Genomic DNA, 18,658 nt, shown 5'->3' with positions numbered 1-18,658 from the left:
GGTTGACACAAATTAACGTGAGTTCGACGGTGATAGAAAGGTAGAATGCTTAGTCAGAGAGGATTTGAGGAATGGAAGAGGAAAAATAACTAAGATTTATGGAGAAGAGGTGAAAAAAGCCTAAAAAAACACCGAGACTAAAAATATCAAAGAAAATAGGGAGTCTCGGCGATGTCTACCATCATATCTCACCTTGATATTACGCAAATATTTTGTGATGTAGATGACTTTTGTAACCAATGGGAAAACTTATGGGAGCAAGTACCACAGCTACCATCAACAAAAGGGGAACGTCTCAGCCAGTCGCGGATGTGCCTATCAGAAGTAATGACCATAGTTATTGCCTTTCATGGCAGTGGTTATAGAACTTTTAAGGAATTTTATACCTTGCAGGTACTTCCTGGGTGGCGTGGGGCATTTCCCCAATTGGTCAGCTACACAAGATTTGTGGAATTGATGCCTTGGTGTCTAATGTTATTGTGCTGTTTTTTGCATACGCGAACCGGAGAAATTACAGGAATTAGTTTTATTGATTCCACACCAATCAATAGTTTGCCATAATTGTCGCGCCCATGCACATAAAGTATTTAAAGGATTGGTAAAATGGGGTAAAAATTCCGTGGGTTGGCATTACGGATTTAAACTTCATTTGATTATTAATGACCGAGGAGAACTGCTGGCATTTCAGTTAACTCCTGCTAATGTAGATGACCGCAAGCCAGTTCCAGACATGACTCAAGATTTAATTGGTAAAATCTTTGGAGACAGAGGATATATTTGGTCAGAAATTATTTGAGGAATTATATGAGCGAGGATTAGAGTTAATTACAAAATCCAAAAAGAACATGAAAAATCGCTTAGTCAAATTGATTGATAAAATTTTATTACGCAAACGAGCCGTAATCGAATCAGTAAATGACCATCTCAAAAATATCTGTCAAATAGAACATTCCCGACATCGTAGTCCATTTAACTTTTTGGTTAATTTGATAGCAGGCTTAACTGCTTATACCTATTTGCCAAAAAAACCTTCTATTGATGTTTACCCGAAAGACTTACTTGCTCTCCCTCCTGCCATTTTTTAGCTCCGTCGAACTCACGTTAACCTACGGTTATTCCCGTGACCATAGACCAGATTTAAAACAATTTATTACACAATTAATATGTTCAGAAGATGGAGATATACCAATATATATAAAAGCAGTGTCAGGAAATGAAGTTGATTCTAAAAAGTTTGGAGAAATTGCAGTCGAATATCAAAAAAGAATACAAGTTGATAGTTTAATAGTAGCAGATAGCGCATTATATACAGAATCAAATATCAAGTTAATGTCGAGTATCAAATGGTTAACGCGAGTACCATTGACGATAAAATTGGCAAAAAGCTTAGTAATGAGTTTAGAAGAATCGGAATTTGTTAAAAGTAAAAAATCAGGATATTCTTATGCTGAAAGGAAAATAACTTATGGAGACATAGAACAAAGATGGTTAGTTGTACAAAGTCAAGATAGAAAAAAATCTGACTTAAAGAAATTATCAAAGAAAATGGAAAAAGCTTTGATAAATACTCAAGCTAAGTTAAAAAAACTAGCACAAGAAAAATTTGCTTGCGCTGTTGATGCTAGAAAGGAATTAACCAAAATAAGTAAAGAATTTAAATATCATCAGGTAGAAAATATCGAAATTACGGAAAAAATTCCTAACATTAAAGAAGAAAATCAATCAAAATACTATCAAATTTCAGCAACTGTTAATGAAAATAAAGATGTTATTAACCAAGAAATATTAAGTGCAGGAAGGTTTATCATTGCTACGAAATGTTCTGTGTGAAAAGGAACTGGAAAATGAGAAAATGTTGTCTGAATATAAAGCACAGCAGTCATGTGAGAGAGGATTTAGTTTTCTCAAAAACCCTTTATTTTTAGCAGATAGTGTTTTTCTGAAAAAGTCCAGAAAGAATAGAAGCTGTCTTCAATGATAATGGGGTTATGTTTACTATTTTATACTCTAGCACAAAGGGAAATTAGAGCCGCTTTAAAATCCTTAAACTATACTGTAAAAAATCAATTGGGAAAAGCCATAAACAATCCAACCATGCGGTGGATATTTCAATGTTTTCAATCAGTTCATCTTGTTACTTTTCAAGAAAAAAGAGAATTTTATAATTTGACATCAGAAATGAAGTACATTCTTCTATTCCTCCCGGAAGCTTGCCGTAATTACTACAGATACATAAGTTGATTCATCAATATTATCAATATTTTAATTGGACTATTTGGCTCATTAATTAAATTAATGTTCTGAAATTTTCATGGCGTTTTTAACTTTATTTTTAGATAAGCATAAGTTAAAATCATGTATTGAGATTATCAGGATATAATTATATTATTAAAATTCTCTACTAAACCACTCTTATATTTATTGCTCCTTATTGAGAATACATTTGAGCAATTTTTCTATCCAAAATCTATTTTTTTGAGCCAAAGGTAATTTTTTACTCCTTTCTCATAAAGTAAATTCCGTAATAACCGATTGTGACAGTTAAGGGTGCGGAATGTGGGTTAAAATAATTCGTAATTCGTATAACTTTGGATAGCCTGTTAATTTTTAATTTATAAAATGATAAAAATTTCGCTATAAAAAGGTTTTACTCCGAACTCCGAACCCCGAACTCTTCCCTACACATCTGGCATAGGAATGACACGCAAAAATTTGACTATTTCACCCCTAATTTCTATGCCTATAAGATAATTATCTATGGTGAAGCGATAAAAAACTCCATCATCATCAAGCTTTCTCAATTCTGGGAGTCCATGCAATTGCCATTTTTGGGCAGCACACTCAACAAAGACAAAATCATACACCCGTACATAGGCTACAGGTTCTAAACTTTTGAGGTCTACTAAAAAAGACCTAGCATAGCGCACTTCCAAATTCACTTGCTCACCAAATTTTTGTTTGCTAACTTTTAACCGAGAGGAACAGTTCAAATTTGACTTAGAGGAGGAGCATCCCAATGAAAGCAAAAACATTGCAAATTGTCATTCTGTTCACGTTCACGTAGTGTGCCGTAGGCATAGTGTGGCGTTAGCCATACGGAACGGAGTGAAGCGTTCGCGCAGCGTGCCGTAGGCTTTAGAATCTCGCGAGATGCTTCATTGCGCTTCGCTTCATTCAGCATGACAGTAAACTTACACATTTGGGATGCTCCCCTTAGAGGAACATCAATAGTCGTATGGCCTGATCATGGGTTAGTATGTCCCACGGATGCTGCGATGGCTTAACTTGTTCTATGGATTTAAGCATATAACAATCAAAATGCAAGGCTTGGAGAAACTCCCAAGAATTTTGCAGATCTTCATCTGCTAATTGCTCAATCAGATGATGCATTCTAATCCGTAGTAAGTTCATAATCTTAATTACTCAAATACACCCTAACGACGAATAGCAATATTTCAAGTTAATCTTGACAATACCCAAGGTACACTACAATCTATTCCACCTGCATCGGGGAATGGGGAGGTGGGGTGAAATAACGACCAACAACTAATTATGATTGAATATCTGATTTTTCTGGCTATTTCTACGGCTACCTTTGCACTGTTTGCACTGGGATTGAATTTACAGTGGGGCTTTACGGGGTTGATTAACTTTGGTCATATCGCTTTTATGACTTTGGGAGCATACACCACCGTTTTGTTAAGTTTAAAGGGTGTCCCTCTACTATTTTCAGCTATAGCGGGGGCGATTGTTGCCGCTTTGTTGGGTTTGGTAATTGGTTTTGCAACTTTGCGGTTACGGGCTGATTATCTGTCTATTGTCACTATTGGCACGGGGGAGTTGATTCGTTTGGTGGTAAATAACCAGGAGTTACCGGTGGGTGATGCCTGGGTATCTGGGGCTTTTGGTGTGCAAACTTATACTATACCATTGGATGCAACGCCAAATTTATTTTTGCGATTACTGATGATTGGTGTGCTGACTTTGTTGGCAATTGTGACTTTCTTTTCTTTATGGCATTGGGTAAAATCTGCCAGAATATCGCGGACTGATAATGTGGCTAAAAATAATAGCAGTAAACAAGAATTTGCTTCGCGGTTGGGAGTGGGTACGATCTTAGGACTATTGACCTTAGCAATTTACATTTCTGGTGTAATTGGACTATATGACTACAACCCCAAAGCGGGTTTGATGTTGTTAGCGTTGTCGGTATTGGCGTTTGTATTTTGGCGGTTAGAATTTTTAGTGCGATCGCCTTGGGGTAGAATTCTCAAAGCTATCCGCGAAGATGAAGAAATTCCCAAAGCCTTAGGTAAAAATGTTTTTTGGTATAAATTACAATCGTTAATGCTAGGCGGTGCGATCGCAGGTATTGCTGGTGCTTTCTTCGCTTGGCAACTTAGCGCCATTTATCCTGATAATTTTCAACCCCAACTCACCTTTGATGCTTGGATTATGGTGATTTTAGGCGGTTCTGGGAATAATATCGGCACAATCTTAGGCGCAGTGATTTATTTTGCTTACGATGCCCTAACACGGGAATTTTTACCAAAAATCGTCCCTTTAGATGTAGAACGTATTGGTGCTTTTCGGGTTATGTTCATTGGTCTAATTCTTATGGTACTGATGATTTGGCGGCCTCAAGGTATCTTAGGGAAAAAGGAAGAACTTACTCTTGGGAAGTAATTGGTCATTGGTTGAGGAAAAACGCAAAAATTGAAAATAAATTCATTATGGTAAATAACCAACTCCCCTTATTAGCTGCTAGTGGACTTTGTAAAAGTTTTGGTGGTATCCAAGCTGTCAAAGATGCCAATATTGAAGTTACAAAAGGCAGCATTACCGGCTTAATAGGCCCCAATGGTGCTGGTAAAACTACTTTATTTAATTTACTCTCCAATTTCATCCATCCCGATAAGGGAAGAGTGATTTTTGATGGTGAACCCATTCACAATTTGCAACCATACCAAATCGCCCAGCAAGGACTAATCCGCACGTTTCAAGTAGCGCGGACTCTTTCGCGGTTGTCGGTGTTAGAAAATATGCTGTTAGCAGCGCAAAAACAAACCGGTGAGAATTTTTGGCAAACCCAATTTCAACCGCATATTGTCGCTAAGGAAGAAAAGCAGCTAAAAGAACAAGCGATGTTTTTGTTAGAGTCTGTGGGGTTGTCACAAAAAGCTGATGATTACGCTGGTGGTTTGTCTGGGGGACAGCGCAAACTCCTGGAAATGGGACGGGCATTGATGACTAATCCTAAGTTAATCTTACTAGATGAGCCTGCTGCGGGGGTGAATCCGCGATTAATTGATGATATATGCGATCGCATTCTCACCTGGAACCGCCAAGACGGTCTCACGTTTTTAATTATTGAGCATAATATGGATGTAATTATGTCATTGTGCGATCGCGTTTGGGTATTAGCAGAAGGGCAAAATTTAGCCGTTGGAACTCCCGCAGAAATCCAAAAAGATACCAAGGTTTTAGAAGCATATTTGGGACAATAAAGTTATATTAGATATGCCCAAGAAAATTAGAGAACTGAAAAGTTTATTACTCCAATCAGGGTTTACATATAAACCTGCAAAGGGAAGTCATAGCAAATAGATACATCCAAAATTATCTAAAGCTATTATAATTGCAGGTAAAGATAGTAGTGATGCTAAACAATATTTAGAGAAGCAAGTTAATGAAGCAATAGCAGAATTAAATAAAATAGAAGCAGAGGAAAAGGAGGAATTAGAGGAATGAAATATACAATAATTATTCAATGGTCAAATGAAGATGAATGTTATGTAGTTTCATTACCAGATTTTACAGATGTGATGCAGCCATGTACTCATGGAGACACTTATGAAGAGGCTTTAAAAAATGCTCAAGAAGTGTTAGAAATGCTGATTTCATCTTATTTAGAAGATGGACAACCTTTACCAGAACCAGAAACTTTAGGAAAGTCATTAAAAGCAGCTTAATTTGTTATATTTGTTGTATTTGTATAGGTTGGGTTGAAGTTAGTAAACCCAACATTTCAAAATATCTTTCATATCAAGACGGAAATACAATTTGCTAGAATTTAATATTTTTACTGTCTATTATTCCTACTTTATAAATTCCCTGTTGCCAATTGACAGCCGATTTCTTTCTCTGGAATGCACTTTGATTTTGAAACAACACAAAAGTCGCTATAGCTATTAAAAAATAACCAAAATATTTCTGCAACTTTTTACCATCAATAAACTGAGATAAATAAGCACCTAAAAAGCTGCCTAAACTGGCAGCAACAATAAATGTTCCTATTAATTGCCAATCTAATTTAACTTGTCCCAAATATCCTAAAAATCCAGCTATAGAATTAGCAACTAGAATTAATAAAGAAGTTCCAATCGCTTGTTTCATCGGCGTTTTACCTAAAATCACTAAAGCCGGAACAATCGCAAAACCTCCTCCAACTCCTACTAATCCCGTTAAAATTCCTACTCCTAAACCTTCAGTTAATAACCATAACCAGCAGTATTTACAAATTGGTGGGGGATAAAATTCTAAATCAGGTTCTTCTGGAGATTTTTTAACAGCTTTTTTGGAACCTTTCTGAATCATTAAACCTGCTGCCAACAACATCATAATTGCAAATAGCAACATTTGTAAACTGTCGTTAATAAATGGTAAAGCAGCAATTTTTGCACCCATAAAAGCACCCAACATGGTAGCAGAACCAAAAATGTATGCTTTTTGATAATTGATGTTTCCTTTTCTCCAGTGGGGAATAATACCAATTAAACTCACTGTTCCGACAATTACTAAAGTCATGGCAATGGCAGATTTAGTTGGTACTCCCATGACATAAACTAAAATTGGTAATGCTAAAACAGAACCACCACCACCTATTAATCCTAAACTAATACCAATACCAGATGCTAAAAGATGTCCTAATATCCATGTCAACATAATTCGTAATTTGTAATTGAACTCTTTTTTTATAGGACTTACGCAAGTGTCACACTAAAAATCTGTTGTAGGGTGCGTCAGACTGCATAAATCTTGTAAATAAACAGATTGTTGATATTTGACGCACCTTACCAATGTGCCAGTTGCGTAAGTCCTGTTTTAATGTAGAGACGCTTTTAGGACTTACGTACTGGTACAAATTTCACATATAAATTACCTGGTTTCAGGCTTTGGGAATCGCATATTAGTGCGGTGCGTCAGATAGAGAAAGTCTGTTTTATACTAAATTATCGGGTCTGACGCACCCTACAAGAGATAAAATCCATAACCCATATTTGATAGATTTTTTCAATGCGTAAATCCTCGCTTGATAAAACGTCTCTTTAGGTTCTATCCCTGCTGGTTGTAAGGCAATTTTGCTAATAGCATTCCCATTGCACAGGTATTAGTGACTCCTGCAAATACTAAACCTGTTCCTACAAAACCACTCAAAATTAAAAACCAAGGAGAAACAAATACACCTAATACCGTTCCTGTAAATACTAAGGTTCCAGCGACAATTTGCATTTGACGCATTAAACTAATAGGAGCATTTTTATTGATTTGAGTTGGATATCCTGACTGTTTCCAAGCTGTAATTCCTCCTTCTAATTGCTTAAATTCTGTAAATCCAGCATTGAGGAGTTTTTTTGCTGCTTGATTTGAGCGATTTCCTGATAAACAGTAAATGACAATTTCTTTGCCTTGAGTTAAAGATACTTGTTTTGGCTGAAATTTAGAAAGTGGTAAAAGTTGAGCGTTGGGAATATGTTCTGCTGCATATTCTGAAGGTTCGCGTACATCTATTAGTTGGATTTTTTGTTGTTCAATCAATTTTTGAACATTAGCAGCATCAACTAATTGCAATTGAGAATTGATGGATGTTGTCATTATTTTAAGTTTGATGTAATTGCTGAATTTAATTGTTAATTCAAACTGCACTACCGCAACGTTGATTTGCTGGTACTGCTGCCATTATTTTTTGTGGATTTGGTAGGTTTAAATTGGACATGAAGTTAATATAACTATCCCGGTTATGTTCTTTAAATCGGAGATTATATTTCTTTTCTTCTCCAATTGTGGAAACTGTAAAACCTCTGTAATCATGTCCTGGATAAACTAAGGTTTCATCGGGAAGTGTAAATAATTTTTGGGTGATGACATCAAATAAAGTTCCTGCATTTCCGCTTTGAAAATCTGTTCTTCCGCAACCGCGAATTAATAAGGAATCTCCTGTTAATAATCTTTCTCCATTCACTAAATAAGCTGCATGACTGTCTGTATGTCCTGGTGTTGCGATCGCTTGAATGGTGATTCCATCTAGTTGTATAATTTCTTGATCCTGAATCTGTCTATCAGCACAGTTAACAGGTGCGTTTGCTGGAACAATTCCCAAACATCCAGTTAATTGACGTAATTTACCAGTACCAGTAATATGATCTGCATGAATATGAGTTTCTAAGCAGTATCGCAACGTCAAACCTAATTCCTCAATTAGTTGTAAATCCCGTTCTACCTGTTCTAAAACTGGATCTACTAGAATCGCTGCTGCTGTTGTCTCGTCAGCGATTAGGTAAGTATATGTGCTAGATTCGTTGTCAAAAAGTTGGCGGAATAACATTTTTTTAATCGTCTTCTTGTTTTACCTCCTTATTATATTACCATATAGTAGTATAGTAAATAGATGATCATCAAATATTTTTAGTTTTTTATGTCAGAGATATTTCCAAAAGCCCTGAGTCAAGTTGCAGATTATTTCAAAGTCCTGTCTGAAGTCAGTCGGTTACAGGTGTTATGTTGTTTGAAAACTGGAGAGAAGAGTGTAACTGAGATTATTACGCAGACTGGATTAGGACAGGCAAACGTGTCAAAGCATCTGAAAATTTTAACTCAAGCTGGGATTGTCAAAAGAACGCCAGAGGGAGTCAGCGTCATTTATGAAATAGCTGATCCAATTTTATTCCAATTATGTGATTTAGTATGCGATCGCTTGGCCGTGAGACTCGAAGAACAAACCAAGCAGCTAGAACAGTTCAAAATGTAAGGGAATAGGTGACAGGTTACAGGTGACAGGTGACAGGTTACAGGTTACAGGTTACAGGTTACAGGTTACAGGTGACAGTAAGATAAGAAGGGAACAGGTAGTTTTTTTATTCTCTTTTTCTTCTGACTCCGAACTCCGAACTCCGTTCGCGTAGCGTCTCCGAACTCCGAACTCCGAACTCCGAACTCCTGACTCCTGCCTCCTGACTCCTGCCTCCTGACTCCTGACTCCTGACTCCGAACTCCTGATTTCAGCTAAACTGCTTCCCTGCGTCTAGGTTAAATAACATTTGCAGAGTTTGCATACAGTTCCGCCTAGCTTCAACATCTTGTTGCGCTCGTAACTGCACCATTGGGTCATGTAATATTTTATTCACTATACCTCTTGTTAAAGCCTCAATCACTTCTTGGTGTTTTTCTCCAAATTCTGAACCTAAGCGAGATAAAGCTTTTTCTAGTTCTTGTTCGCGGATAGTTTCAACTTTATTCCGCAGAGAACTAATTGTAGATACAGTTTCCAAACTACGCCACCACACATCAAAAGCCTCTACTTCCTCATCTAAAAGTTTTTCGGCTTCCTGTGCCATTTTCCGACGGCTTTCGTAATTTTGCGCTACAACTGCCTTTAAATCATCCACATTAAAAGCTTGCACATTTGCCAAGTCATTCACATCTGCATCAACGTTACGGGGTACAGAGATATCAAATAACATCAGCGAGTGGTTTGGGTCTAAAACCATTTCTAACTTAGCGCGGTCGAGAATTGGTTCTGTTGCCGAAGTACTTGTAAATACAATATCACTTGCGGCAATTACTGTCATCATTTCTGGAAGCAGATGGATTTGGATTGGTTGTTCTGGAAACAACTTCGCTAATTCTTCAGCCCGTTCACGGGAACGATTCACAATACTAATTTGAGTTGCACCTTTAGAAATTAGGTGTTGAACGAGCAACCGGGACATTTTACCAGCACCCAAAATTGCTACACTGTAGGAAGATAAATTTTCTAATTTCATCTGGGCTAACTCTACAGCCGCCGAACTAATAGAGACTGCACCAGTACCAATACTGGTTTCAGTGCGAACCCGTTTACCAGATGTTAACGCTTGTTTAAATAGGCGATTTAAAATTGTTTTTATACCATTAAATTGCTGTCCCAGTTTGTGAGTATTTTTCACCTGAGCCAGAATTTGACCTTCACCAAGAACGAGACTATCTAAACCAGCGGAAACCCGCATTATATGCATTACAGCGTCGTTATGCAGCAACATAAACAGGTGTTGTCGCAGAGACACAACAGGTAACTTGCTATGCTCGGAAAGAAACTGAGTAACTTCCTGAAGACCTTGGGTGATTTCGCTGCTAACAATGTAAATTTCTAGGCGGTTACAGGTGCTAAGGATGGCGACTTCATCAATATGAGGATAGCTGAGAAGATGAGCGATCGCACTTTCGGTTTGAGGTTCGGGAATACTTAGCTTTTCTCTAACTTCTACTGGGGCTGTTTTATGGCTTAACCCTACCACTGCAATATTCATTTCTTAAATTGGTAATTGGTAATGGGTAATTGGTCATCGGTAGTGGGTGATGGGTAATCGGCAATAGGTGATGGGTAAAACATTATTCCCAATCACCAATCACCAATCACCAATCACCAGTGAAAGTTCCTACCGCAGTTGGATAACCTTGGGTTCTTCAAACAAGTGAACTGTATCCACAAATCGAGCGGTTTTAGATTGGCTAGAAATAACCAAGCTTTGGGTTCTAGCACCACCGTGGAAGAAACGAACACCATCCATCAGAGTTCCGGGGGTGATACCGCAAGCTGCAAATAGCACTGTATTACCAGAGGCTAATTCGTGGGCATCATAAACCCGGTCTCCATCAGTAATACCCATTTCTTTCAAACGAGCCAGATTACCTTCTCTGCTTTCGCCAATTAAACCTGTTTGCACTACTTCTGGATCATAAATCAGTTGTCCTTGGAAGTGTCCACCCAAGCAACGTAAAGCAGCGGCGGAAATTACACCTTCTGGTGCTGCACCAATACCCATCAAAGCATGAATATTAGTACCAGCGAAAGCACAAGAGATAGCAGCAGAAACGTCACCATCACTGATAAGTCTAACTCTGGCACCAGCAGTGCGAATTTCTTGAATAAGTTCTTTGTGACGGGGACGATCCATCACTACTACTACTAATTCCTCAACAGCGCGGTTTAAGCACTCAGAAAGGATTTTCAAGTTTTCTGTAGCAGATTTGTTGATATCAACATGACCTTTAGCCGCTGCTGGTGCTGCGAGTTTACGCATATAGAAGTCAGGCGCTGCAAACAAACCGCCTTTTTCAGAAATTGCCAAAACTGCCATTGAGCCATTTTGACCGTAAGCAACTAGGTTAGTACCTTCGCAAGGGTCAACAGCGATGTCAATTTCAACTAATTCATCAGGGTTACAGAAGTTTTTAGCATCTGGTTGAGTACAGATACCAACTTCTTCCCCAATGTAGAGCATGGGAGCTTCGTCACGTTCGCCTTCACCGATAACAATGCGTCCGCGCATATGGATTTTGTTCATCCGTTCGCGCATGGCTTCCACAGCTACTTCATCAGCAGTGTTCTTTTCGCCCTTACCCATCCACTTCGAGGAAGCGATCGCTGCTTGCTCTACTACTTCAATAATCTCTAGCCCAAGTGTATTTTCCACAAAGTCTACCCTTTCAATTGCTTGTTTTAGCGTCGTTTTATCGGCTATTTCAGTTTTCAAGTCTACCAAAGTGCGGATACATATAGAAAAAAGTTAAGTTTTACTGCTATTAATCTCGAATGTGTCCAAGATGAAAGACAATATCAGTAATTTTGTATTTATGTGAGAATGTTCTAGGCTAGAGGTAATTAACAAATATTTCTAAGATTCAGAATATGCTCGAATTCCTCAATCCTCTCCTTGGTCGCCATCCAGAACGTGTTCAAGCCAATGTGGAAATCTACACTTGGCAAACCTGCCCTTACTGCATTCGCGCCAAGCTGCTGTTATGGTGGAAAGGCGTTAAATTCACAGAATACAAAATTGACGGTGACGAAACAGCAAGAGCAAACATGGCAGAACGCGCCAACAGTCGCCGCAGCGTCCCCCAAATCTTTATCAATAACCAACACATAGGCGGTTGTGATGACCTGTATGCAATGGATACAAAAGGCCAACTTGACCCATTGCTTAGTTCAGGGAATAGGGAATAGGGAATAGGGAATAGGAAGATAGTAAATGCCCAATGCCCGATGCCCAATGACCAATGACCAATCCCCACCAGAATATCTAAAACATCAAAAATGGATGAATCACGCCCTAGCATTAGCAGAGGTGGCAGGTGATGCTGGTGAAGTTCCTGTAGGGGCGGTAATTATTGACCCGGAAGGCAAATTAATAGCCGAAGGAGAAAATAGGAAAGAACGCGACCAAGACCCCACAGCACACGCGGAAATTATTGCTATTCGCGCAGCTGCAAAAAACTTGCAAAGTTGGCGCTTGCTTCAATGCACTCTTTATGTAACTCTAGAACCGTGTCCCATGTGTGCCGGTGCGATCGCTCATGCACGTTTGGCAACACTTGTCTATGGAGTAGACGATACCAAAACTGGCGCAATTCGTACTGTTATCAACATACCCGATAGCCCAGCTTCTAATCACCGTCTACAAGTAGTTGGAGGCATTCTAGAATCAGCTTGTCGTCAGCAATTGCAGACTTGGTTTGCTACTCAGCGACGACCCAAAATTAACGGACAGAGGTAAAACTGGCCAGATCACAATCCACAAGTTACTCAAGAAAATCTACGGTGGACATAATCAAAATTGCATCACATTTTACCCGCTAACTAGCAGCCACCGTCATCATGGAACTTTACTCTGCTTCTACTAAATCTCAATCTCAGTTAACAAATCAACCCGTAAATCCTCAGGTGGCTTCTAGTACCTCCAGGATTTCGCCTTGGTTAACTCCTCTGGCGTATTTTTTGGGACGTAACTTTGTTTTACCCTTATTTTTTGGTAACATTAAGATCACTGGACAAGAAAATATCCCCGCAAATTCTCCAGTAATTTTTGCCCCTACCCACCGTTCTCGTTGGGATTCAATATTATTACCCTATGCGGCTGGTCGTTGTGTCACTGGTCGAGATTTACGGTTCATGGTGACAAGTAGCGAGTGTCAAGGAATACAAGGCTGGTTTGTCCGCCGCATGGGAGGTTTTCCTGTTGATACCCAACGTCCAGCGATCGCTACTCTACGTCATGCAGTAGAGTTAATGGCACACAGAGAAATGTTAGTTATTTATCCCGAAGGTGGAATTTACCGTGATGGCAAAGTTCACACATTAAAGCCGGGAATTGCACGTTTAGCTTTGACTGCTGAATCTAACCACCCAGGCTTAGAAGTAAAAATTCTACCCGTTGGCATTAATTACAGTCAACCTTATCCCAATTGGGGTACAGACGTGAACATTCACATTGGTGAAGCCATAAAAGTTGCAGATTATCTCAATGGTTGTTCAAAACGAAATGCTAAACGTCTCACAGCAGATTTAGCAAATAAACTACAACAATTCAGCCATCAAGAATCAGAAATAACTTCTCATGCTTTTGCAGAAATGACCAATTCCTAATTAAACTTCTCCGCTTTTTGGAGAGACTTAAAGGCGGGCAAGAAGTTGAAAATAATTGATTTTGTCGTTCATTAAAGTAGTTAATTAACGGGGATTAACAATGCGATCGCACAGATGCTTATCAGAGTCGTCTACCTCCAAGCTATTGTTGAAATAATCCTGCGTCCAACCGCAAGCACTTGTAAGCAGTGAATTAAGAGTTAACTCGTCTAATTTCCACAAAATCACAGTTTTGTCATAACTAGCAGTAGCCAGCGTTTTACCATCGGGACTGAAGATGACACTTGCAAGACCTTCCAGATGCCCACTGAAGGTTTGTATTTCCTCGCCCTTTAAATTCCAAAGTTTAACAGTTTTGTCATAACTAGCAGTAGCAAGGCGCTGGCCATCAGGGTTGAAAACAACGTCTATAACCTGTTTCTGATGCCCTTTGAAAATTTGCAGTACCTTACCCTTTAAATCCCAGAGTTTAACAGTCTTATCATCACTAGCAGTAGCCAGGCGCTGTCCATCGGGACTGAAGATAACACTTGTTACCTTATCGCCATGCCCATTAAAAGTTTGCAGTACCTTACCCTTTAAATCCCAGAGTTTAACAGTCTTATCATCACTAGCAGTAGCGATGGTTTTACCGTCATGACTGAAGACAACACTTGTTACCTTATCGCCATGCCCATTAAAAGTTTGCAATACCTTACCCTTTAAATCCCAGAGTTTAACAGTCTTATCATCACTAGCAGTAGCGATAGTTTTACCATCGGGACTGAAGACCACACTTGTCACCCTATGTTTATGCCCATTAAAAGTTTGCAGTACCTTACCTTTTAAATCCCAGAATTTAACAGTCTTATCATCACTAGCAGAGACCAGACGCTGTCCATCGGGACTGAAGACAACACTTCTTACCCTATTTTTATGCCCATTAAAAGTTTGCAGTACCTTACCCTTTAAATCCCAGAGTTTGACGGTTTTGTCATTACTAGCCGTAGCTAGAGTTTTAGCATCAGGACTGAAGACCACACTTCTTACTCCTTCCTGATGCCCTTTCAAATTTTGCAGTACCTTGCCGTTTAAATCCCAAAGTTTAACAGTCTTATCATCACTAGCCGTAGCTATATGCTGCCCATCGCGGCTAAAGACGACGCTATTGAACCCAAACTCCTGATCTTTCAAAGTTTGCAGTTCATTGCCCTCTAAATCCCAAAGTTTAACAGTCTTATCATCACTAACAGAAGCCAGAATTTTACTATCAGGGCTGAAAATCACGTTTTTGATCAGCGCCTGATGTCTGTTAAAACTTTGCAGTTTTTTGGCGCTTTTGACATCCCAAAGTTTGATGGTTGTGTCATCACTAGCCGTAGCCAAGGTTTTACCATTGGGACTGAAGACGATAGTTGTTACCTTATCTTCATGTCCTTTAAAAGTTTGTAGTTTTTTGCCGCTTAAATCCCAGAGTTTGACGGTTTTGCTCTCACTAGCAGTAGCCAAGGTTTTACCATCGGGACTAAAGACAACATTTGTTACCTTCTCGTCACCACTGAAGGTTTGCAGTAAGTTACCAGTTAAATCCCAGAGTTTGACGATTTTGTTATTACTAACAGTAGCCAAAGTGTCACCTTCGGAACTGAAAACCACACTTGTTACCTGATCATCACGCCAACTCAAAGTTGGCAGTACCGTACCGTTGTTTAAATTCCAGAGTTTGACAATTTTGTCATTACCAATACTAGCCAGGATTTCACTATCAGGACTAAATATAACAGTTGCTACTTTATCGTCATTAACATTTAAGGTTTGTAGTAAATTACCATTTAAATCCCAGAGTTTGACAGTTTTGTCATTACCAATACTAGCCAAGGTTTTACCATTGGGACTGAAAACCACACTTCTTACCCCGTCGTCATGGCCACTGAAAGTTTGCAGTACATTGCCCTTTAAATCCCAGCGCTTAAAGGTTTTGTCATCACCAGCACTCACCAAGGTTTTACCATCAGGACTGAAAATTACGCTCTTGACAGCACCTTCATGTTTAAAAACATTGCGTTCTCTCACCCCATAAACTACTTTCTGCAACGCTTTCATTACTATCGGCTGGGTTTGATTTTTGGCTTTTAAGATATTTCCTGCCTTAATTACTTCGACAAGAGCATCCAAATCTTGATTATCCTCAAGGAGTGATAAGGAATATTGACTATTGACCTCAGCTTGAGAGATTTCCGCTGTTTGTTTTTCTCTCAAAGCCCACAACCCCAAGCCAGCACTAACAATCAAAGCCACCACTGCGCCACCAGCTACTCCCCAAGCAGTTCTAATTTCCCGACGGCGACGCGCTTCTTTTTCTTTTTCCTGACGCTGGCGTAATTCTACACAAGCGTTTACATAGTCAGCCTCAAGTTGATTCAAAAAACCTGCGTGCTTTGATAATATCTGGGCATCTTCCAATCTTCCCCCCCGATGCACCAAATAATTCTCATCCTTTTGCTCCTGTTCCCATTCCAAAGCTGCCTGACGGATAGTTTCTCGTAGCTGTAAACTGGTACGATTTTCATCTAACCAATTCAGTAACCTTGGCCAGTGGCGAATTAATGCTTCATGGGCTACCTCTACCTCTTCTCGATTGCTAGACCCGTCTACACTGGTAACTACCAATCGCGCCCCTTCACCTGCTAACCGATTCACCAATTCTTTAATCAGTGTCAAGTCCCCACCAGCAGGAACTAGTTCATCTAACCAAACTCGTCTGCGTGTATCCCGACGGTTCTCTCCCTGGAGAGCATTTTCATCTAACCGAGTTAAACGGATAAATATATTCTTAACTTGGTCTTGTTCGGGAAGCGACAAAGTGTGATAAACATCATCGGCAGTTTGTGCGATCGCCATATTTACACCACCAATGGCTGCATATTCCTCAGCCCGCAACCATCTACCATGTCGTCGCTTCCACATCTCCAGCAGTGCGTGTTGTAGCAGTGGCATGGCCCCAGGTTCACCTTGGACATCATCGAGAATGGTATTACTCAAGCCAGCCTCGAATCGTAACCCTACCTGAGCCGCTTGCATTTCCATTGCCTTCCGCAGTTCTGATGTGTCCATAGGGCCAATTAACTTCTGCCTAGTTTCCATCAGTTCTTTGAGTTGACGGTAAGGCGCACATTCGCCCCAAAAGTCAGCCCGCATGGTAATGACAACTTTTTGTAGCTGAGTCAGCTTTAACAACTGCTGAATGAACGCAACTCTCACACTTTCATCAGTGCAGAGGGTAAATAGTTCTTCAAACTGGTCTATCACCAATATTGAAGATTGATCTTTTACCCCAGAGAGAGTGATTTGCAGTTTCTCAGTGGGCTGATGACTTGGTGTCATGTATGCCATGACTAAATCGGGCTGTTTTTCCTGAAGTAACGGGATCAAACCTGCCAATACTACCGATGATTTACCACTGCCAGATGCTCCTAAAACGGCTAAAAAGTTATGCTCAGTCAGCTTTTCTTGTAATTGAGCAATTAGTTGCTCACGCCCAAAGAAAAATTCGCGGTTTTTTTCCCGAAACGGATACAAACCCAAGAACGGACAACGAGCATCATAAGCAGGTGGTTGCTGACCTAATGCCAAAGCATTGAAACTCAGGTCAATGAGTTGCTCACAAAGGTTATTGACTTCTGCTAATGCCTGTTCTCGTTCTTCCAGAGCTTGTTTGCTCAAAGCTGTAATATCTGCGCCTAAGCTGTTTCCTAGTTTCTGGGCTGCTGTCTCTAATATTTTTTGTCGTGTTGGCGCTCTTTCTGGTAATAACTTTTGCAACCATACTAAACCATCTGCTATTTCCGCATTTGTCAGTTTTCTGTCCAGTTGGTCACTAAATAGAGGTCTTCCTCCTAAACGGCTAAACAATGCCGGTACAGTCACATCACCCCGTTCTGCTAAGGCGGCTGTAGCTTCATGTAGTGCTGAATCTACCTCTCCAGATGCTCTGAGTTGAAAATAAAACTTTTCTATGAAAGCTTGGGCAGTTTTGACAGTGACTTTCTCTGTCATTGCTACTACCGCAGGCATCCCTAAATCCCGCACTAATCGCTGTCCTAATCCTCCTAACGCTCCTTCGGCATCGGGGCTGGCACTTTCGCAAGTACACAAAAAGGTAAAATGTGGTAGACCTTTAGCTCCTCGTAACGGTTTTAATCGTTCAATCAACCGTGTTGCTGTTACCACCTCCACTGTATTATCAGCTTTTGACCAGTATAGTAAGGTTTCACCATCATCCATAACTCTACCGTGACTGACAAAATGGAGCAAAATGTATTGTTTTGTACGATCAGTTAGTTGAGAACACAGTTCATCTAAGGTTGGTAGACCAATGGCTCCATCAACGGTTGCAAGTACGTCACAAGGTATTTCCCCTAAAGCTGTCTTGACGCTATTTACGTTGGCTGCTACATCGAAATCGGCTAATTTATACTTTTTAGAATCACTGGGACTGGCTACTAATACCAACGCCCTCAAGTCTCGCCTGCCAATGGGGGGAAAGCGGCGGTCAGTAATGGCGGGGATGTAGAATGAAAATAGTACTCTCTGGTTTATTGCTAATAATTGCCAGTCACCATCTATAGGAGCGCACAGCTTTTCCCAGCGCAAGTTTCTTAATTCTTTATCTGATGCTTCAATAAAAAGTAACATTCTCAGTGCTTCCTGAGACTCCCGTACTGCGCCCACAAAAGCATCACGTATTTCATCTTTAAATAGAGCTTTTCCTAACAATGTACCGTAGTCGTGGGTTTGTCCTAACAGACTCGTTAGCTGCTGCAAATTTTCAGAGGTTAGTTTGAGACTACCTTCCGAGCGTAATGGTAACAGTTCCCCTGGTCGGCTGTGTTCTACTACAATCGGCCAGTCATCCCCAGATTTGCGTTGGATGGTAATCTCAAAAGTGTTCATTTTATTTGTCAGTTGTCAGTTGTTAGTGGGAAGAGGCAAGAA

General features: G+C 39.9%; 15 protein-coding genes and 3 pseudogenes. 10 read left to right on the top strand and 8 right to left on the bottom strand.

Translation table 11 applies throughout. The features are described 5' to 3' along the window. Positions 1-171: 171 nt before the first annotated feature. Positions 172-1,085: pseudogene (locus AC012T_RS16465) on the top strand (IS982 family transposase). Then, positions 1,084-2,241: pseudogene (locus AC012T_RS16460) on the top strand (IS1634 family transposase); the annotation flags it as partial. The pseudogenes AC012T_RS16465 and AC012T_RS16460, both read left to right, overlap by 2 nt. A gap of 437 nt (positions 2,242-2,678) precedes the next feature. On the opposite strand, the gene AC012T_RS16455 reads toward AC012T_RS16460, so the two are convergent. Both AC012T_RS16455 and AC012T_RS16450 read right to left on the bottom strand, forming a co-directional pair. Next, positions 2,679-2,939, bottom strand: coding sequence for a cytotoxic translational repressor of toxin-antitoxin stability system (locus AC012T_RS16455; RefSeq protein WP_487059856.1), 261 nt, complete (start codon positions 2,937-2,939; stop codon positions 2,679-2,681). A 274-nt stretch (positions 2,940-3,213) separates the two neighbouring features. Then, positions 3,214-3,411 (bottom strand): hypothetical protein, encoded by a 198-nt coding sequence (locus tag AC012T_RS16450; protein WP_487059855.1) that lies wholly within the window; start codon positions 3,409-3,411, stop codon positions 3,214-3,216. A gap of 141 nt (positions 3,412-3,552) precedes the next feature. On the opposite strand from AC012T_RS16450, the gene AC012T_RS16445 reads away from it, so the two are divergent. The 4 genes and pseudogenes from AC012T_RS16445 to AC012T_RS16430 all read left to right on the top strand — a co-directional run bounded on the left by AC012T_RS16445 (position 3,553) and on the right by AC012T_RS16430 (position 5,972). Continuing rightward, on the top strand, positions 3,553-4,686 hold the full coding sequence (locus tag AC012T_RS16445) for a branched-chain amino acid ABC transporter permease (protein WP_487059854.1): 1,134 nt from the start codon (positions 3,553-3,555) through the stop codon (positions 4,684-4,686). A 47-nt stretch (positions 4,687-4,733) separates the two neighbouring features. Then, complete coding sequence (locus AC012T_RS16440; protein WP_487059853.1) at positions 4,734-5,507, top strand: ABC transporter ATP-binding protein; 774 nt, start codon at positions 4,734-4,736, stop codon at positions 5,505-5,507. A gap of 13 nt (positions 5,508-5,520) precedes the next feature. Next, positions 5,521-5,751: pseudogene (locus AC012T_RS16435) on the top strand (type II toxin-antitoxin system HicA family toxin). After that, the gene (locus AC012T_RS16430) at positions 5,748-5,972 is read left to right on the top strand and encodes a type II toxin-antitoxin system HicB family antitoxin (protein ID WP_487059852.1); all 225 of its coding nucleotides are present in this window, start codon (positions 5,748-5,750) and stop codon (positions 5,970-5,972) included. The pseudogene AC012T_RS16435 and the gene AC012T_RS16430 overlap by 4 nt, the downstream one beginning before the upstream one ends. A gap of 94 nt (positions 5,973-6,066) precedes the next feature. Here AC012T_RS16430 and AC012T_RS16425 read toward each other — a convergent pair whose 3' ends face one another. The 3 genes from AC012T_RS16425 to AC012T_RS16415 all read right to left on the bottom strand — a co-directional run bounded on the left by AC012T_RS16425 (position 6,067) and on the right by AC012T_RS16415 (position 8,605). Beyond that, the gene (locus tag AC012T_RS16425; RefSeq protein ID WP_487059851.1) at positions 6,067-6,945 is read right to left on the bottom strand and encodes a sulfite exporter TauE/SafE family protein; all 879 of its coding nucleotides are present in this window, start codon (positions 6,943-6,945) and stop codon (positions 6,067-6,069) included. A 390-nt stretch (positions 6,946-7,335) separates the two neighbouring features. After that, positions 7,336-7,875 carry a rhodanese-like domain-containing protein gene (locus AC012T_RS16420; protein WP_487059850.1) on the bottom strand — a complete coding sequence of 180 codons (540 nt, stop codon included), beginning with the start codon at positions 7,873-7,875 and terminating at the stop codon, positions 7,336-7,338. A 40-nt stretch (positions 7,876-7,915) separates the two neighbouring features. Next, positions 7,916-8,605: an MBL fold metallo-hydrolase gene (locus AC012T_RS16415; RefSeq protein WP_487059849.1), complete on the bottom strand. Its 690-nt coding sequence runs from the start codon at positions 8,603-8,605 to the stop codon at positions 7,916-7,918. 90 nt (positions 8,606-8,695) lie between these two features. Here AC012T_RS16415 and AC012T_RS16410 point away from each other — a divergent pair, with 90 nt between their 5' ends. Further along, on the top strand, positions 8,696-9,028 hold the full coding sequence (locus tag AC012T_RS16410) for an ArsR/SmtB family transcription factor (RefSeq protein WP_487059848.1): 333 nt from the start codon (positions 8,696-8,698) through the stop codon (positions 9,026-9,028). A 250-nt stretch (positions 9,029-9,278) separates the two neighbouring features. Here AC012T_RS16410 and AC012T_RS16405 read toward each other — a convergent pair whose 3' ends face one another. Together AC012T_RS16405 and glpX are read right to left on the bottom strand one after the other, a co-directional pair. Next, on the bottom strand, positions 9,279-10,565 hold the full coding sequence (locus tag AC012T_RS16405) for a glutamyl-tRNA reductase (protein ID WP_487059847.1): 1,287 nt from the start codon (positions 10,563-10,565) through the stop codon (positions 9,279-9,281). A 129-nt stretch (positions 10,566-10,694) separates the two neighbouring features. After that, positions 10,695-11,732 (bottom strand): class II fructose-bisphosphatase, encoded by a 1,038-nt coding sequence (glpX, locus tag AC012T_RS16400; protein ID WP_042465971.1) that lies wholly within the window; start codon positions 11,730-11,732, stop codon positions 10,695-10,697. Between the two features lie 215 nt (positions 11,733-11,947). On the opposite strand from glpX, the gene grxC reads away from it, so the two are divergent. From grxC to AC012T_RS16385, 3 genes are all read left to right on the top strand, one after another. Continuing rightward, entirely contained in the window at positions 11,948-12,265 is a 318-nt protein-coding gene (gene grxC, locus AC012T_RS16395; protein WP_487059846.1) for a glutaredoxin 3, read from the top strand. 46 nt (positions 12,266-12,311) lie between these two features. Further along, positions 12,312-12,815, top strand: a complete 504-nt coding sequence (tadA, locus tag AC012T_RS16390; protein WP_487059845.1) for a tRNA adenosine(34) deaminase TadA — start codon at positions 12,312-12,314, stop codon at positions 12,813-12,815. A gap of 101 nt (positions 12,816-12,916) precedes the next feature. Further along, complete coding sequence (locus AC012T_RS16385) at positions 12,917-13,684, top strand: lysophospholipid acyltransferase family protein (RefSeq protein ID WP_487059844.1); 768 nt, start codon at positions 12,917-12,919, stop codon at positions 13,682-13,684. 84 nt (positions 13,685-13,768) lie between these two features. Here the strand turns inward: AC012T_RS16385 and AC012T_RS16380 are convergent, their stop codons facing one another. Continuing rightward, the gene (locus AC012T_RS16380; protein ID WP_487059843.1) at positions 13,769-18,616 is read right to left on the bottom strand and encodes an nSTAND1 domain-containing NTPase; all 4,848 of its coding nucleotides are present in this window, start codon (positions 18,614-18,616) and stop codon (positions 13,769-13,771) included. Positions 18,617-18,658: the final 42 nt, after the last annotated feature.

The organism is Anabaena sp. EIM26 (assembly GCF_057568715.1).
This window is presented reverse-complemented; position numbering and strand designations above follow the sequence as displayed.

Bases quoted from the DNA above. Each gene is read 5' to 3' on its own strand.
- AC012T_RS16410 (WP_487059848.1), top strand. From the start codon at position 8,696: ATGTCAGAGATATTTCCAAAAGCCCTGAGTCAAGTTGCAGATTATTTC.
- AC012T_RS16440 (WP_487059853.1), top strand. From the start codon at position 4,734: ATGGTAAATAACCAACTCCCCTTATTAGCTGCTAGTGGACTTTGTAAA.
- AC012T_RS16420 (WP_487059850.1), bottom strand. From the start codon at position 7,875: ATGACAACATCCATCAATTCTCAATTGCAATTAGTTGATGCTGCTAAT.
- AC012T_RS16450 (WP_487059855.1), bottom strand. From the start codon at position 3,411: ATGAACTTACTACGGATTAGAATGCATCATCTGATTGAGCAATTAGCA.
- AC012T_RS16430 (WP_487059852.1), top strand. From the start codon at position 5,748: ATGAAATATACAATAATTATTCAATGGTCAAATGAAGATGAATGTTAT.
- AC012T_RS16380 (WP_487059843.1), bottom strand. From the start codon at position 18,616: ATGAACACTTTTGAGATTACCATCCAACGCAAATCTGGGGATGACTGG.
- AC012T_RS16385 (WP_487059844.1), top strand. From the start codon at position 12,917: ATGGAACTTTACTCTGCTTCTACTAAATCTCAATCTCAGTTAACAAAT.
- AC012T_RS16415 (WP_487059849.1), bottom strand. From the start codon at position 8,605: ATGTTATTCCGCCAACTTTTTGACAACGAATCTAGCACATATACTTAC.
- AC012T_RS16445 (WP_487059854.1), top strand. From the start codon at position 3,553: ATGATTGAATATCTGATTTTTCTGGCTATTTCTACGGCTACCTTTGCA.
- AC012T_RS16425 (WP_487059851.1), bottom strand. From the start codon at position 6,945: ATGTTGACATGGATATTAGGACATCTTTTAGCATCTGGTATTGGTATT.
- AC012T_RS16405 (WP_487059847.1), bottom strand. From the start codon at position 10,565: ATGAATATTGCAGTGGTAGGGTTAAGCCATAAAACAGCCCCAGTAGAA.
- grxC (WP_487059846.1), top strand. From the start codon at position 11,948: ATGCTCGAATTCCTCAATCCTCTCCTTGGTCGCCATCCAGAACGTGTT.
- tadA (WP_487059845.1), top strand. From the start codon at position 12,312: ATGACCAATGACCAATCCCCACCAGAATATCTAAAACATCAAAAATGG.